Raw genomic sequence first — 15020 nt, 5'->3', positions numbered from 1 at the left:
GCGCTTTATCTTTTTGAATCAAGCGCTTGCGGTTATTCCTGTTCGGCGGGTGTGGCGTCGCCGCTTGCGGCTTCGGGGGCGATCTTCTTGCCCTCAAGAGCCTTCTCGATCAGCGGTTCGAACTCCGCCCAGGGCACAGCCCCTTCCACTTTCTCGCCATTGATGAAGAAGGTCGGCGTGGAGCGCACCCCGAAGGTCTTCGCGCCGCGCGTGGCCACATCCTTGACGTGATCGAAGATCCGCTCGTCCTTCATGCACTGGTCGAAACGCTCTTCGGAGAAGCCGCCCTGCCGTGCAATGGCCTTGAGGTCTTCCATCGGCGTCTGCGTGAAGGCCCACTGCGTCTGCTGCTTGAAGAGCACGTCGATGAAGCCGTAATAGCGCTCTTCGCCCGCGCAATGCGACAGCATGAAGGCCGCCGTCGCGATCGGGTCGAAGGGGAAGTCACGCAAGATGTAGTAGACCTTGCCTGTCTCTATGTACTGCTCTGCGAGCTTCGGCTTCACATTGTTGTTGAAGTCCGCGCAATGGTTGCAGGTGAGTGAGGCATATTCGATCACCGTCACCGGTGCCATCGGATCGCCCAGCGCCATGTCGCCAAGGGGGCCGGGAACCAGAAGTTCCTTCTCGAAAGCCGTATCCGGCGTACCCGCTAGAGGCTCCGAGGCGCTGCCATTGGGCCCGAGGAACAGGTATCCAAGATACAAGAGCACGAGAACGGCGATAGCGGCCGCACCGGCGATGATTGCTTTATTTTGATTCACGAGAGCTGCTTCCTACCAGATGTTGGGGCATTATGGCGGTGGCGCGGGGGCCTCTCAACCAAACCTTTCTGTTGCCTTGAGCCGAGAATCGGGACTCGCGGGCTTAGCGCCGCCGTTCCGCCCCGATGACCCGCTCGCCGAGCTTTTCGAGAGCGTCACGCAGCGACGGTTCTTCAATTTTTTCAAGGCCTTGCGCGAGGAGCGCCCTTTCTTCAGGGCGCAGCGCACGTATCCGGCGAAACCTTGGCCGGGGCTTCTGCGGCAGCGGGCCCTGCACGAGTTTCAGCCGCGCGACAGCGCCGTAGCCGTAATAGGAGTTGATGCGCTCGATGATCTGCGGTTCGAGATGCCTGATCTCGACCGCGATGGGCCCGTCGACACGGATGGTGAGCGTGGCGCCGCTGCGGCGGGCCTTGCCCCCGTCATCCCCGGAACCCCTTGGAAAGACTAGCTTTTCCGGGGCCGAAAACTCCGCAAGACCGCCGCCCACGATCTCCGGCCAATGGGCAAGGACATGGGCCTCCTGGAATCCGCGCTTCACGAAGACTGAACGCGCGACGGCAAGCACCCGCGCGCCGATGGGCGGCTGGCTGTAACGGCGCGTGGCCACTTTATTCCCGGTGATCCCGTTCATGGCGCGCATTCTGACTCGAAATCGGCCGCCATGCGAATTGACGGAGAGGCCGCTTCCAAGCGAAGACTAGGGAATGTCCGAACGATCCGAAAAACCCAAGGAAAACCCAAAGAAAAACAATGGCAAAGCGGCAGCAGGGCCGCTGCTTGCCTGGTATGACAAACATGCCCGCGTGCTGCCCTGGCGCGCGCGGAAAGGCGAGAAGGCGGACCCTTATGCTGTCTGGCTCTCCGAAATCATGCTCCAGCAGACGACGGTAGCGACGGTCGGGCCCTATTTCATGCGGTTCCTGACGCGCTGGCCCAGCGTCGAGGCGCTGGCGGCGGCCCCCCAGGAAGAGGTGATGAGGGAGTGGGCGGGGCTCGGCTATTACAGCCGCGCGCGCAACCTGCACGCCTGCGCGAAGGTCATATCATCCGAATACGGAGGGAAATTTCCTGAAGAGCTAGAAGGGCTTGGGGTGTTGCCGGGCATCGGTCCCTATACGGCGGCGGCGATCTCCGCGATTGCCTTCGGGCGCGCCGCGACGGTGGTCGACGGCAATGTGGAGCGCGTGGTGGCGCGGCTCTTCGACTTGCGTGACCCGCTGCCCGCCGTGAAGCCCGAAATCCGCGCCTGTGCGGCGATGCTGACGCCCGAAAAACGGGCAGGCGATTTCGCTCAAGCCATGATGGACCTCGGCGCGACCATCTGCACACCGAAGAACCCATCGTGTAATCGCTGTCCGATCAATGACTTATGCGACGCGAGGGAAGCGGGCACACAATCCGTGTTGCCTGCGAGGGCGCCGAAGAAGCCGAGGCCGGTGAGGCGCGGTGCCTGCTTCTGGCTGACAAGGGGCGAGGAAGTCTGGCTCCGCCGGCGGCCGGAAAAGGGGTTGCTCGGCGGCATGATGGAAGTGCCGGGCACACCCTGGGACAAGCGCGACTTGTCCCCGGGTGCGGGGATAAAGCGGGCCGAACGTCATCGAAACGTCATCGAACCGTCACAAACAGCGGGAGGCGGGGATAAAGGGGGCGGGGATAAGCCGGGTACGGACGATCTGCTCGATCACGCGCCGCTCGACCATGCACCGCTCGATGCTGAATGGAAACTTGTCCCCGGTCTGGTGGAACACACCTTCACCCATTTCCATCTGGAACTCGAAGTCTACACCGCGACGACGCGCAAAAAACTTGTCCCCGGGGAAGGCGCATGGGTGCCGCTCGATGAAATCGCAGGCGAGGCTCTGCCGACCGTGATGCGAAAGGTCGCGGCGCATGCCATGCCGGACGCCGGACCGCTGTTCGCGAAGCGGTGAGATTGTCTGCCTCGATATATTCTGCGTACAATCTTGTTTCTGTACGGAGGAAATAGGAGAGCGGAATGTCTGGTATAACAAGGTGGTGGGAAAATTACCTAGTCAGATATCTAATGCCATCAATAGCAGGAATGCTGTTTGTCGCTTGGTTGTACGAAACCAGCCCCCTTCTGCAGTCTGCTGGGGTTGAAAAATTCGTGGCGATGGGAACGGAAAGCTTTGGGGCTCCCCATCTAATTTTTTGGATATTGCTGGGATCTCTCTATTGCTATTTCGCGTCCTACCCAATCTTAGTTTTTCATGCGACCAGAGTGCTAGATTTCACGGACAGAAATGGTCATAGCGTTTCATTGTGGCAAAGCCCTTATGCCATCACGCTAGTTGCTGCAGTCGTGCTCTCCACTCTGGTATGGAGTGGCTTTTATGTTCCCGCCCTTCTCGCCACCCTTCTGTTTTGTGTATTCCAAGGTTGGCGAATTTGGCGCTCGCACGTTCAGGGGAGATTCGGGTTCAAGGAAGGGTATGAAGCCAGTATTGTCTATGCATATCTAAATAAACTGGCCAAACGACGCTCTATTCAGTCTACTGAAAAAATAGCGAGCGACGATGAGGACGGGTCGGAAAAAACTATCGTGAACTTCGAGGCCGACTTAAGCGATTCGTACCGGCATTTGCGAGAACATGGGAACACTGCGTTTATCTTTGTTCTGGAGATAGCTTTGTTTCCTGTCCTATACGCAGTCTTACACGTTCAGTGGTGGGAGAATGGGCTGCCCTTAGCTGTTGCAATAGTTCTCCTAGTCTGGTGTGGGCCGGCAATGTGGGTGCACTGGATGGGGCAGCATCTCGAGCGTCGTTTCTCAAAGTTCGTCCACAGGCTGCCATCGTCCGAACCTGAATGAACTGACCTATCTCACTGGTGTGGGCTGGGTGCCGACTACGTCTTAATGAAATTTATTTTGTATAAGGACGATTTTTGGTGTCTTCGGCGAGAGCTAAAAATAGAAGTGTCATCCCGGGATTTATTCCCGGGACCCATTGGCCGTTCGTTCTTGCAGTGAGGTGGATTGGGTCCCGGCAACGAGTGCCGGGATGACATTTTGTTTTGGTTTGCGCTCCTCGCAATGACGAAGGAGGGTGTGGCTTGCCCGGCCCTTCGCATGGCTCAGGGCGTTCGAGGCTCGAAAAGGTCCACCGGACCTTTTCGTTCGCTCACGCGAACCGCCTCTCACCCCATCTCCGCGCGCACCTTCTGGCGCAGGATGTCGATGGGCTTGAGTTTGCCGTCCGTCTTGAAGTGCCAGAAGGTCCAGCCGTTGCAGGCTTCGAGCCCTTGCACATGCGCGCCGATCTTGTGGATCGAGCCCGTCGCATCGCGGCAGACGAGCGAACCGTCGGCGCGGACGCGCGCGGCGTGGCGGCGCTGCGGATCGTAAAGCGTGACGCCGGGTTCGAGCAGGCCGCGCTCGACAATGGTGCCGAAGGGCACACGGGGCTCGGCCTTCTTCGAGGTCGTGACTTTCAGGTCTTCCGCCGCGCCCGGCTTGATCTGACGGATGCGCTCGCGCGCGACCTTGATGTAACGCTGCTCGCGTTCGATGCCGATGAACTTGCGGCCGAGCTTCTTGGCAACGGCGCCCGTCGTGCCGGTGCCGAAGAAGGGATCGAGAACCGTGTCGCCCGGATTGGTCGTCGCGAGAAGAACGCGGTGGAGAAGGGATTCCGGCTTCTGCGTCGGATGCGCCTTGCCGCCTTCGTCATCTTTCAGCCGCTCGCCGCCTGTGCAGATCGGCAGCGTCCAGTCGGAGCGCATCTGCAGGTCTTCGTTGAGCGCCTTCATGGCGTCATAGTTGAAGGTATATTTCTTCTGGTCCGCATCGCGCACCGCCCAGATGAGCGTTTCATGCGCATTGGTGAAGCGCGTGCCGCGAAAATTCGGCATCGGGTTCGACTTGCGCCAGATCACATCGTTCATGATCCAGTAGCCGAGATCCTGCAACGTCGCGCCGACACGGAAGATGTTGTGATAGGAGCCGATGACCCAGATCGCGCCGGTATCTTTCAGGATGCGGCGCGCGGCCGTCATCCAGGCGCGGGTGAATTCGTCATAGACCTGGAAGCTCGCGAACTTGTCCCACTCGTCGTTGACGGCATCGACCCTGGACTGGTCGGGCCGCGTGAGATCGCCGCCAAGCTGAAGGTTGTAGGGCGGGTCCGCGAAGATGAGGTCCACGGACTTTTCGGGCAATGCGTTCATTGCCTCGATGCTGTCGCCCTGAATGATGATTTCAGCCGGATTCTCTTTTTTAGTGCCCGGCTTGTCGCTGACGCGCCCCACTCGATCTACCCCTCGAAAATGACAAGGCGGCGATCATGAGTCAGAGGGGATTCGCGGTCAATAATTCTTTTGAATCAATAGGTTAACAGATTCGTTGGACACAATATCGAGTCCCTTGTCGAGGCCGGGACTCAATATCTTGCGTATGGGCGCGAAGCTGCGGCGGTGCGCCGGTGTCGCCCCGAGGCGCGAAAGCGCATCGAGATGCTGCGGCGTGCCATATCCCATGTGGCGTTCGAAGCCGTAACCGGGATGGGCGTTGGCCAGTTCGTGCATCAGCCGGTCGCGCGTGACCTTGGCCGCAATGGAAGCGGCGGCGATGGAAAGGGCGAGCGCATCGCCCCCGACAACCGCGCGGGACGAACAGGCGAGACCTTGCGGACAGCGATTGCCGTCGATGAGCGCGACATGCGGCGCGCGGGGGAGGCTAGCGACGGCGCGCGTCATGGCGAGCATGGTCGCCTGCAGGATGTTGATCTCGTCAATCTCCTCGACGCTGGCTATGCCGACGCCGATTTCCGCGCAATCCGCGAGCGCGGCGAAGAGTTCCTCGCGGCGGCGGGCGTCGAGCTTTTTGGAATCGTTGAGCCCGTCCGGGCAGTTCGACATGTCGATGATGACCGCGGCGGCAACGACCGGCCCCGCGAGAGGGCCGCGCCCCGCCTCATCGACGCCGCAGACGAGACGCGCGGGCGCACCTTCTTCCGTCTCGATGGCGTAGTCCGGCATTGCGAGGACGGGCTTTGCTTTCGGCTTTCCTGCCGGTTTTTTTGGAGCGGGTGGCATGGGCGCGAGTGTGCCGCGAGTCATGGCGAGGGGGAAGGGGGCAAGTTTTGAGAAGTCTCTATTTCTCTGACTCTGTTCAAAACCAAGGCGTCATCCCGGCGAGGGCCGTTTCACCATTGTCATGTCTCCCCCGGGCTTGACCCGGGGGTCCAAAAGCCGCCGGCAGGCGGCGTCTCTCTTCGCACAACTCAAAATAGCTCCGGGTAGAGGTCGCGCCATGCGTGGTTCGTCTCCTCAATGAGGGCAACCTTCCATGCCCGCGGCCAATGCTTGAGATTTTTCTCCCGCTGGATCGCCGCTCGCGCTTCGCTATGCACTTCGTACCAGACGAGATGCTTTACGCCGTACCGGCTCGTGAACCCTTTATCGATTTCTTCACGATGCTCGGAGACGCGGCGCTGAATGTCGTTGGTTATACCGACGTAAAGCGTTCCATTTCGACCATTCGCGAGGATGTAGACGTAATAGTCCTTCATGCGCCACACCCGGAGCCCCTGGACCCCCGGGTCAAGCCCGGGGGTGACATGTTATTTTTTGAACACCTCGCGTCTTCGCGCCTTCGCGTGCACCAACCCTTACCGGCCCAGCGTCTCCGTCAGGTCGTCCCATTCGGGATTGGCGCCTTCGATCAGTTCGATCTTCCAGTCGTCCTTCCACGCTTTCAGCGCCTTTTCGCGCTTGATTGCCTGCTCGGCGTCGTCATGGGTTTCGGCATAGACGAGACGGCGCACACCATATCGCTCGGTGAAGCGGGCACCTCTATCATCGCGATTTCCATGCCCATGCGCATGGCGATATTCGTGGCGCTCCCATGCACGGCGCGCGATGTCGTTCGTCACGCCGATATGGAGGGGGCCGTCTCTCTGGTCTGTCAGGATGTAAACGAAGTAGCTCATCTGTTTGCCGTTCCGCACATGATTTCCGCACATGGTTTCCGCACATGGTTTCCCGGCAGGCCGGGAGGGGACTGAATTTCAGAGAAGCGCGAGCTGTTTGCCGCGACCGGGCACGAGGAATTGCGAGCAGTCGAGGGAGCGGCCCTCGCGCGAGCGGTCGCCGAGGCCGAGTTTCTTCGTGGCGAGTTCGAAGCGGCGCGCGATCTGCCAGGCATAAGGCCCGGTGCCGGCCTGCCGCTCGCCCCATTTCGCATCGTAGTCCTTGCCGCCGCGCATCTGGCGGATGAGCGACATGACATGATTGGCCTTGTCCGGTGCATGTTCCTGCAACCACTCGACGAAAATGTCGCGGATTTCGAGCGGCAGGCGGAGGATGACGAAGTTGGCATCGCGCGCGCCCGCATAGGCGACGCCGGTGAGGAGCTTCTCGATCTCCATGTCGTTGAGCGCCGGGATGACGGGTGCGATCATCGCACCGACAGGGATACCGGCATCCGACAGGAGCTTTATCGCCTCGATGCGGCGCGCGGGCGTGGAAGCGCGCGGCTCCAGAGCGCGGGCGAGCTTCGCGTCGAGCGTCGTGACCGAAAGCGCGACACGCACGAGATTGCGCTCCGCGAGCGAGGAGAGAATGTCGATGTCGCGCACGATCCGCGCGGACTTCGTCAGGATCGTCACCGGATGATTATAGGTGGAGAGCACTTCGAGAAGGCTCCGCGTGATCCGGTAGCGCTGCTCTATCGGCTGATAGGGGTCCGTGTTCGTGCCCATGGCGATGGGCGCGACTTCATAGCCGGGCTTCGCAAGTTCCTTTTCGAGAAGCTGCGCCGCATTGGGCTTGGCAAAGAGCTTGCTCTCGAAATCGAGACCCGCCGAGAGCCCCATATAGGCATGTGTCGGCCGCGCGAAGCAGTAGACGCAGCCATGCTCGCAGCCGCGATAGGCATTGATCGAGCGGTCGAAGGGAATGTCCGGCGAGGCATTGCGCGTGATGATGTGGCGCGGGCTCTCTTCCGTGACCTGCGTCTTCAGCGCGGGCACGTCTTCGAGATTGTCCCAGCCATCATCGGCGAGTTCGCGCGAAAGCGGCTCGTAGCGGCCGCTCTTGTTGGTCAGCGCGCCCCGGCCACGGCGGCCGCTCTCGGGCAGATCAGGCTTGCGGACGCTCGGGGGTACGAGGGGCGCCCCGCGGGTGACAGGGCGATGGTCCGTGAAGCCGTAGGGCCGCTTGGCCGCGCGGTTGCCAAACGGGGAATTGGCGGTTTGCGCGGGGTGGCCGGGGGGCGCTGTTTCGCGACTCGTCGTCATGGGCATAAGTATACCCGAACAAGAGAACATAACAAGAACATTGTTTACGCCCCGCGCGCGCCCTAGACTGCCGGGGCAGCGAAGGCGGAGAAAGGGAGACAGGAATGAGCGCACTCGAAATGTCGAAGAATCCGGTCCATCTGGGCCCCGGCGGCAAGGCCAGCGTGCAGCCGGATTTCACCGGCGGCATGGACTGGTACGAGGCCTATGGCGCACGTCACGACGCTGACGGCGCGGAAGGCCGCCTTGTCGCGATGCACAGTTTCACAGGCCCCTGGGAGGGCTGGGAGATGCATCCGAAAGGCGCCGAGATCGTGCTCTGCGTGGCGGGGCGGATGGTCCTGCATCAGGAGACGCCGGAGGGGGCGAAGACCGTTACGCTCGAACCCGGCCAGTATGCGGTCAACGAGCCGGGCGTCTGGCACACGGCCGATATCGAGGGGACGGCTACTGCCCTCTTCATCACGGCGGGCCTGGACACGCAACACCGGCCGCGCTGAAGGCAGGGAAGTGGCCCCATTTTGAGAAATGCGGCGCTGCGGATATCGTGCGCGCATGCTTAGTGTGATTATTCCGACCCTGAATGCCGAAGAGACCCTGACCCGGACATTGGCACCGCTGGTGCCGGCCGCCGTGCGCGGGCTCGTGCAGGAAGTGATCGTGGTCGATGGCGGCTCCAGCGACGAGACGCTGGAGATCGTGGAGGCGGCGGGCGCGAAGCTGGTGCGCGCGCCGAAGGGACGGGGGCCGCAGCTCGCGGCGGGGGCCAAGGCCGCGCGCGGCAACTGGCTGCTCTTCCTTCATGCCGACACGGTGCTCGAACCCGGCTGGGTATCCGAAGTCGAAAAGCTCTTCGAGCAGATCGAGAGCGGGCGCTTCCGCGATGGCGAGATGGCGGCCTCGTTCCGCTTCGCGCTGGATGATTTTTCCGGCTGGGCGCGGCTGATCGAGAAGATGGTGGCGCTGCGCTGCGCGCTCATGAAGCTGCCCTATGGCGACCAGGGGCTGCTGATCAACCGGCGTCTCTATGAGAAGGCGGGCGGCTTTCGCGACCTGCCGCTGATGGAGGATGTGGACCTCGTGCGCCGCATTCCGCGCCGCAGGCTCGTCATGCTCCGCACACTCGCGGTCACGAGCCCCGCGCGTTACCTGCGCGACGGTTTCGCCGCGCGCTCCTTGCGCAATCTTTTCTGCCTCGCACTTTATTATCTGCGTGTGCCGCCGCGAGTGATCGCGAAGGTCTATTCCTAGGTGTCGCTCGACCCGCAACTCGTCATCATGGCCAAGGCGCCGCTGATCGGCCGGGTGAAGACGCGGCTGGCGCGCGATATCGGCGCGGTGGAAGCGTTGCGCTTCTATCGCGAGGCGGCGGCGGGGCTCATTCGCCGGGTCGGGCGCGACCCGCGCTGGCACACGCTGATCGCGGTGGCGCCGGACCGCGCGGTCCATGAACCGGGCATCTGGCCGGAGGACATTCCGCGCGTGGGGCAGGGCGAGGGCGATCTCGGGCACCGCATGGGGAGCCTCTTCCGCGATCTGCCGCCGGGCCCGGTCGTCATCATCGGCGCGGATATTCCCGGCATCGGGAAACACCACATCGCCGCTGCCTTCGCCGCGCTGGGAGGGAACGACACCGTGATCGGCCCGGCCGAGGATGGCGGCTACTGGCTGGTGGGCCAGAAGCGCCGCCCGCGCGTGAAGGACATCTTCGAGGGCGTGCGCTGGTCGAGTGAGGAAACGATGGCGGATACGCTGAAAAACATCCGTGAACAGAATATGAGCGTTGCCTTGCTGGACCGGCTTGCCGATATCGACGAGGGCGCGGATCTTGCGAAATGGCGGAAGAAAACATGAGCGATCTCGATCCCTTCAAGATTTTCCTCGATCTGCAACTGGCGCTGCCGCGCAACGGACCGGGAAGCGCCGTCGCGACGGAAATCGCCTTTTCAATGCTGCCGCCGCTGCCCGAAAGCCCGGAGATCGCCGATCTCGGCTGCGGGCAGGGGGCGTCCGCTTTCGAGCTCCTGCGGCTGACGGCAAAGAAGAAGATGCGCGCGCGCGTGACGGCGGTGGACCTCTTCGAGCCTTTCCTCGACAAGCTCAATGCGCGCGCCGAAAAGGAAGGCGTGAGCGAGGCGCAGCTCGTGGTGACGCGCGGCGACATGGAGGCTCTGTCCTTCAAGGACGGGAGCTTCGATCTCATCTGGGCGGAGGGCTCGATCTACCTGCTTGGCTTCGAGCGCGGGCTCGAAACATGGCGGCGCTTCCTGAAGCCGGGCGGCTCGATTGCCGTGTCGGAATGCACCTGGCTGACGGCGACGCCTTCGCAAGCCGCGCAGGATTTCTGGGAGGCGGCCTATCCCTCGATGGGGACGATCTCGTCGAACGCCCATGCGGCGGCGCGCGCGGGATACGAGCTTCTCGGTACGCATGTGCTGCCGCCGGAAGACTGGTGGGCGGAATATTACACGCCGATGAGGCAGCGGATCGCGGAGATGCGGGCGGAATATGGCGAGGCGGCGGAAGAGGTGCTCGCCAATGAAGAGGCCGAGATCGCTCTCTTCGAAAGCAATCCCGGCCAGTATTCCTATGTGTTTTATGTGATGCGCAGGAAGGACTAGCTCTTCGCCCGGAGAGCATCGCGGATTTCCTCAAGCAGCACTTCCTGGCGGGGCGGCGCGGCTGGCGCGGGCGCGTCGCCGCTGGCGATGCGTGCTTTCAGCCGGTTCATCTGCCGGATGACGAGAAAGAGCGCGAAGGCGACAATGGTGAATTGCAGGATCGCGTTGATGAACTTGCCATAGGCAAGAACGGCGACGCCCGCTTCCTTCGCCTCGGCGAGCGTCGCGACCGCAGCGTCGCCATTCAGCGCGATGAAATAATTGGTGAAGTCGACACCGCCGAGCATGACGCCGAGGGGCGGCATGATGATGTCGTCGACAAGCGACTTGACGATGGTGGTGAAGGCGGCGCCGATGATGATGCCGACCGCCATGTCGAGCACATTGCCCTTGAGGGCGAATTCCCTGAATTCCTTGAACATGTCCGAAGCCTCTCCCGCACGAATGATTCCTGCCCGGATGGAATCGTGACGCGACAAGGCGGCAGCTACAACGGAAAAACAGCTTGAGGGCTTGAAATACCCCAGGGATGTAATGTTATAACATCACATCATAAACCAAGCGCTCCCTTTTTCCATCGAGGTGCTGCCCATGTCCGAGCGGAAACTACCCGTCACTGTGCTGTCCGGCTTTCTGGGGGCAGGCAAGACGACGCTGCTGAACCACATCCTCAACAATCGCGAGGGGCGGCGGGTGGCTGTCATTGTCAACGACATGAGCGAGGTGAATATCGACGCGGATCTCGTTCGCGCGGGCGATGCCTCCTTCACCCGCTCGGAGGAACAACTCGTCGAGATGACCAATGGCTGCATCTGCTGCACGTTGCGCGACGACCTTCTGAAAGAGGTACGTGCGCTCGCGGAAGATGAGCGCTTCGATTATCTGGTGATCGAATCGACCGGCATTTCGGAACCGCTGCCCGTTGCCGCGACTTTCGATTTCCGCGACGAGTTCGGCGAAAGCCTTGGTGATGTCGCGGAACTCGACACGATGGTGACGGTGGTCGATGCGGCGAACCTGCTGAAGGACTATGCCTCAAGCGACTTTCTTGCCGACCGCGGCGAAAGCCTCGGCGAGGACGATGACCGCTCGCTGGTGAGCCTTCTCGTCGAGCAGATCGAATTTGCGAATGTGATCGTGCTGAACAAGGTGGACGAGGCGAGCCCGCAGGAACTGGACCTCGCGCGCAGCATCATCCGTTCGCTGAACGCGGATGCGAAGATTGTCGAGACGAATTTCGCCCGCGTAGGCCTCGGGGAAGTGCTCCATACCGGGCTTTTCGACTTCGAGGAGGCACAGCGCCATCCCCTCTGGTTCAAGGAACTCTTCGGTTTCGCCGAACACACGCCGGAGACCGAGGAATATGGAATCCGCAGCTTCGTCTATCGCGCGCGGCGGCCCTTTCATCCAGAAAAGTTTCACCGCTTCCTCAATTCGAGCTGGCCGGGCGTGATCCGCGCCAAGGGGCATTTCTGGCTCGCGACGCGGCCCGAATGGGTCGGGGAGGTGAGCCAGGCGGGCGCGCTCGTCCGCAACGAGGCCATCGGCCACTGGTGGGACGTGCTGCCGCGCGAGCGCTGGCCCGATGACGCCGCATGGCGCGCAAACCTGAAGAAGAACTGGCATGAGGTGTGGGGCGACCGCCGCCAGGAAATCGTCTTCATCGGCCGCGACATGGACGAGGCGTGGATCAGGCGCGAACTCGACGCCTGCCTGCTGGGTTCCGACGAAAAGCCGAGGTTCGACTGGGAAGAATGGGACCGGCTTCGCGATCCCTTCCCCATCTGGCAGAGCGGGGCTGCCGCCTGACATGAATGCCATCGCGAAGATCGAGCCGCGGGCGGCCGCGCCCGATATCCTGCATCGGCGGGTGCCGGAGGGAATCCCGCAATGGCTGGATGCGCTCTCGCCGGAGGAACTGCCGGCGGCGCGCTTCGTCGCCCCGGTAGAGCGCGTTGCCGATAAGTTGCCGAAAGATTGCGTGCCCTGGCTGCGAATGGACATTGTGGCGCTTGCCCGGGTTTTCGCCGCGCGCGCGGCGTGCAGCGAACTCGAAGTGCGGCTGGAATGCATCGACGACGATGCGTGCAGCCGGTTTCATCAGGACCACGTGCCGATGCGCCTCCTTTCGACCTATCGCGGGCCGGGAACGCAATGGGTTCCTCCCGCCGAGGCGGATCTCGCGCTTCGCAGGCAGCGCGACTTTCGCGGCACGGTACATGAGATGCCGCGCTTCTCGGTAGGCATCTTCGCGGGCAGGCGCGATACATCGGGCGGTGTGGTGCATCGCTCACCGCCCATCTTCGGCACAAACCTGACGCGGCTTCTTCTCTGTCTTACGCCCGCCGACGAGCGCTGCGGCTGTCCCGTGGACCATTGAGGAGAAGGCAATGCATACCGTCGAACTCTCACGCGACCAGGCTTCCCATTTTCTCGATCTCATCGAAAGTTTTCGGAAGGGCGAACTCACGCGCCGTTCGCTGCGGGGAAGGCTGAAACTTCTCGAAGAAGGCGAAAGCGAACATCTCTGGGAGCTTTTTGTTTCGCGGTTCGACAAGGAAGAAACCGATAGCTGGGACAGCTACTGAACTTCATACAAAGACAAAAGGAAAACCAAGGTGGCGACGCTCACATTCTGCACGACGGTTCTGTTCGATCATGGCGCACTCGAACAGCTTGGCGGCACCCTCAAGGGGAATGGCATATCGCGCCCGCTTATCTGCACGGACCAGGGATTGCTGAGAGCCGGCATCATCGACAAGGTGCGCGGTGCGATGTCGAACGAGTTCCAGACGACGATCTTTCATGACACGCCGGAAAATCCGACCGAAGAGGCAGTGCTCGCCGCCGCCGCGCTATACCGCGAAGCGGGCTGCGACGGTATCATCTCGGTGGGCGGCGGCTCTTCGATGGATCTCGGCAAGGCGGTGGCGCTTGCCGTCACGCATGAAGACGAACTGCTCTCCTATACGGCGGGCCTTGGCGGTGCACGGAAGATAGGCCCGGTGGCTCCGCTCATTGCCGTTCCCACGACGGCGGGCACCGGCAGTGAAGTTTCGACCGGCGCCGTCGTCATCATGTCGAATGGCGAGAAGCTCATTCTGGCAAGCAAACATCTCGTTCCGCGTGTTGCGATCTGCGATCCCGATCTGACGCTTGGCCTGCCCTCGCTCCTCACCGCCGCGACAGGGATGGACGCGATCGCCCATTGCATCGAGGCCGTCTGTTCGCGGCAGGTCAATCCGCCCGCCGACGCGGTCGGGCTTGACGGCATTCGCCGGGCGCTCGGGCAAGGGCATCTGGAACGCGCTGTGGCGGACGGGACGGACGCGCAGGCGCGCTGGAACATGATGATGGCATCGACCGAAGGCGCGATGGCCTTCACCAAAGGGCTCGGCGCGGTTCATTCCATGAGCCATGCCTGTGGTTCGCTTCCCGGTCTGCGGCTCCATCACGGCACGTTGAATGCTGTCTGCCTGCCTCCGGTGCTTCGCTTCAATCACGAAAAGATTGGCGAGGCGCTGCCCCGCATCGCCTCGGCGATGGGGCTGGCTGAAGGCGCCGATGTTTCGGACGAGATCGAGGCGCTCAACACGCGGCTCGGCCTTCCGAAAAATCTCGGGGAGATGGGCGTCACGGCGGACATGATCGACTATCTCGCAGCGCATGCCGCGAAGGATGTTTGCACCTTTACCAACCCGCGCGGTGTGAGCCGGGACGAGTATGCGGACCTTTTTGAACGGACCATTGCTGGCTAAGGCCGCACTCTACTTTCGCTGCTTGTGCTCTTCGAGGCGCGGCATGATCTCGACGAAGTTGCAGGGCCGGAAGCGATAATCGAGCTGGTGGACGAGGATTTCGTCCCAGCCGTCCTTGCAGGCGCCGGGCGAACCCGGCAGGGCGAAGAGATAGGTGCCTTGCGCCACGCCCGCCGTCGCCCGCGACTGGATGGTGGAGGTGCCGATCTTGTCGAAGCTCACACGGTGGAAGAGGGCGGAGAAGCCGTCGATCTCCTTGTCATAGACGGATCGGAAAGCTTCGGGCGTCACGTCGCGGCCGGTGAGGCCGGTGCCGCCAGTGGAAATGACGACATCGACACCGTGACTGGCGATCCACGACTTGAGCGCGGCGCGGATGAGACCCTTGTCGTCCGGCACGATGCGGCGCGCGGCGACGGTGTGTCCGGCCTTCGCGACGCGCTCGGCAAGGATGTCGCCGGATTTGTCGTCTTCAGGCGTACGCGTGTCGGAGACGGTCAGAACCGCGATGTTGAGGGGAATGAACTCGCGCGTCTCGTCGATGGGCATGAAAGGGCCTTTCTTCACTGCACTGCTTATAACCGGAAAAGATGCCGCCGCGCCATCGGCCATGAC

At 62.0% G+C, this 15020-nt stretch carries 19 protein-coding genes; 10 read left to right on the top strand and 9 right to left on the bottom strand.

What is annotated here, in order from left to right:
- Nucleotides 1-32: 32 nt before the first annotated feature.
- Both ABJO61_RS07960 and ABJO61_RS07955 read right to left on the bottom strand, forming a co-directional pair.
- Nucleotides 33-764, bottom strand: coding sequence for a DsbA family protein (locus ABJO61_RS07960; protein ID WP_348323839.1), 732 nt, complete (start codon nucleotides 762-764; stop codon nucleotides 33-35).
- Nucleotides 765-867: 103 nt separating this feature from the next.
- Nucleotides 868-1398 (bottom strand): DciA family protein, encoded by a 531-nt coding sequence (locus ABJO61_RS07955; protein ID WP_348323837.1) that lies wholly within the window; start codon nucleotides 1396-1398, stop codon nucleotides 868-870.
- Between the two features lie 73 nt (nucleotides 1399-1471).
- On the opposite strand from ABJO61_RS07955, the gene mutY reads away from it, so the two are divergent.
- Nucleotides 1472-2698 (top strand): A/G-specific adenine glycosylase, encoded by a 1227-nt coding sequence (gene mutY, locus ABJO61_RS07950; protein ID WP_348323835.1) that lies wholly within the window; start codon nucleotides 1472-1474, stop codon nucleotides 2696-2698.
- Nucleotides 2699-2763: 65 nt separating this feature from the next.
- Complete coding sequence (locus ABJO61_RS07945; RefSeq protein ID WP_348323833.1) at nucleotides 2764-3600, top strand: hypothetical protein; 837 nt, start codon at nucleotides 2764-2766, stop codon at nucleotides 3598-3600.
- Nucleotides 3601-3926: 326 nt separating this feature from the next.
- Here ABJO61_RS07945 and ABJO61_RS07940 read toward each other — a convergent pair whose 3' ends face one another.
- The 5 genes from ABJO61_RS07940 to ABJO61_RS07920 all read right to left on the bottom strand — a co-directional run bounded on the left by ABJO61_RS07940 (nucleotide 3927) and on the right by ABJO61_RS07920 (nucleotide 8026).
- Nucleotides 3927-5036, bottom strand: a complete 1110-nt coding sequence (locus ABJO61_RS07940) for a site-specific DNA-methyltransferase (protein WP_348323831.1) — start codon at nucleotides 5034-5036, stop codon at nucleotides 3927-3929.
- Between the two features lie 57 nt (nucleotides 5037-5093).
- Nucleotides 5094-5765: a ribonuclease HII gene (locus ABJO61_RS07935; protein ID WP_348323829.1), complete on the bottom strand. Its 672-nt coding sequence runs from the start codon at nucleotides 5763-5765 to the stop codon at nucleotides 5094-5096.
- Between the two features lie 245 nt (nucleotides 5766-6010).
- Nucleotides 6011-6298 (bottom strand): GIY-YIG nuclease family protein, encoded by a 288-nt coding sequence (locus ABJO61_RS07930; protein ID WP_348323827.1) that lies wholly within the window; start codon nucleotides 6296-6298, stop codon nucleotides 6011-6013.
- A gap of 99 nt (nucleotides 6299-6397) precedes the next feature.
- Nucleotides 6398-6718, bottom strand: a complete 321-nt coding sequence (locus tag ABJO61_RS07925; RefSeq protein WP_348323825.1) for a GIY-YIG nuclease family protein — start codon at nucleotides 6716-6718, stop codon at nucleotides 6398-6400.
- Nucleotides 6719-6796: 78 nt separating this feature from the next.
- Nucleotides 6797-8026 carry a PA0069 family radical SAM protein gene (locus ABJO61_RS07920; protein WP_348323823.1) on the bottom strand — a complete coding sequence of 410 codons (1230 nt, stop codon included), beginning with the start codon at nucleotides 8024-8026 and terminating at the stop codon, nucleotides 6797-6799.
- Between the two features lie 104 nt (nucleotides 8027-8130).
- Here ABJO61_RS07920 and ABJO61_RS07915 point away from each other — a divergent pair, with 104 nt between their 5' ends.
- The 4 genes from ABJO61_RS07915 to ABJO61_RS07900 are packed head-to-tail and all read left to right on the top strand — an operon-like array spanning nucleotide 8131 to nucleotide 10647.
- A complete protein-coding gene (locus tag ABJO61_RS07915; RefSeq protein ID WP_348323821.1) occupies nucleotides 8131-8526 on the top strand; it encodes a cupin domain-containing protein in 396 nt (131 codons plus the stop codon).
- A gap of 55 nt (nucleotides 8527-8581) precedes the next feature.
- On the top strand, nucleotides 8582-9277 hold the full coding sequence (locus ABJO61_RS07910) for a TIGR04283 family arsenosugar biosynthesis glycosyltransferase (protein WP_348323819.1): 696 nt from the start codon (nucleotides 8582-8584) through the stop codon (nucleotides 9275-9277).
- Entirely contained in the window at nucleotides 9278-9880 is a 603-nt protein-coding gene (locus ABJO61_RS07905) for a TIGR04282 family arsenosugar biosynthesis glycosyltransferase (protein ID WP_348323818.1), read from the top strand.
- Nucleotides 9877-10647, top strand: a complete 771-nt coding sequence (locus tag ABJO61_RS07900; protein ID WP_348323816.1) for a class I SAM-dependent methyltransferase — start codon at nucleotides 9877-9879, stop codon at nucleotides 10645-10647. Before ABJO61_RS07905 ends, ABJO61_RS07900 begins: the two co-directional genes overlap by 4 nt.
- On the opposite strand, the gene mscL is transcribed toward ABJO61_RS07900, so the two are convergent.
- A complete protein-coding gene (gene mscL / locus ABJO61_RS07895; RefSeq protein WP_348323814.1) occupies nucleotides 10644-11069 on the bottom strand; it encodes a large conductance mechanosensitive channel protein MscL in 426 nt (141 codons plus the stop codon). The two genes, ABJO61_RS07900 and mscL, sit on opposite strands and share 4 nt — an antisense overlap.
- A 169-nt stretch (nucleotides 11070-11238) precedes the next feature.
- Between mscL and zigA the strand changes: the two genes are divergently transcribed.
- From zigA to ABJO61_RS07875, 4 genes are read left to right on the top strand one after another with little or no spacing between them, the layout of a single operon-like run.
- Nucleotides 11239-12456, top strand: a complete 1218-nt coding sequence (zigA, locus tag ABJO61_RS07890) for a zinc metallochaperone GTPase ZigA (RefSeq protein ID WP_348323812.1) — start codon at nucleotides 11239-11241, stop codon at nucleotides 12454-12456.
- Nucleotide 12457: 1 nt separating this feature from the next.
- Nucleotides 12458-13027 (top strand): DUF1826 domain-containing protein, encoded by a 570-nt coding sequence (locus ABJO61_RS07885; RefSeq protein WP_348323810.1) that lies wholly within the window; start codon nucleotides 12458-12460, stop codon nucleotides 13025-13027.
- 10 nt (nucleotides 13028-13037) lie between these two features.
- Entirely contained in the window at nucleotides 13038-13235 is a 198-nt protein-coding gene (locus ABJO61_RS07880) for a hypothetical protein (RefSeq protein ID WP_348323808.1), read from the top strand.
- Between the two features lie 30 nt (nucleotides 13236-13265).
- Entirely contained in the window at nucleotides 13266-14405 is a 1140-nt protein-coding gene (locus tag ABJO61_RS07875; RefSeq protein WP_348323806.1) for an iron-containing alcohol dehydrogenase, read from the top strand.
- Nucleotides 14406-14414: 9 nt separating this feature from the next.
- Here the strand turns inward: ABJO61_RS07875 and moaB are convergent, their stop codons facing one another.
- A complete protein-coding gene (gene moaB, locus ABJO61_RS07870) occupies nucleotides 14415-14954 on the bottom strand; it encodes a molybdenum cofactor biosynthesis protein B (protein WP_348323804.1) in 540 nt (179 codons plus the stop codon).
- Nucleotides 14955-15020 lie beyond the last annotated feature (66 nt).

The organism is Parvibaculum sp. (assembly GCF_039973015.1).
In the GTDB taxonomy this organism is placed as follows: Bacteria; Pseudomonadota; Alphaproteobacteria; order Parvibaculales; family Parvibaculaceae; genus Parvibaculum.
The sequence above is the reverse complement of the archived record's forward strand: the minus strand, read 5'-3'. Positions and strand labels throughout refer to the sequence as shown.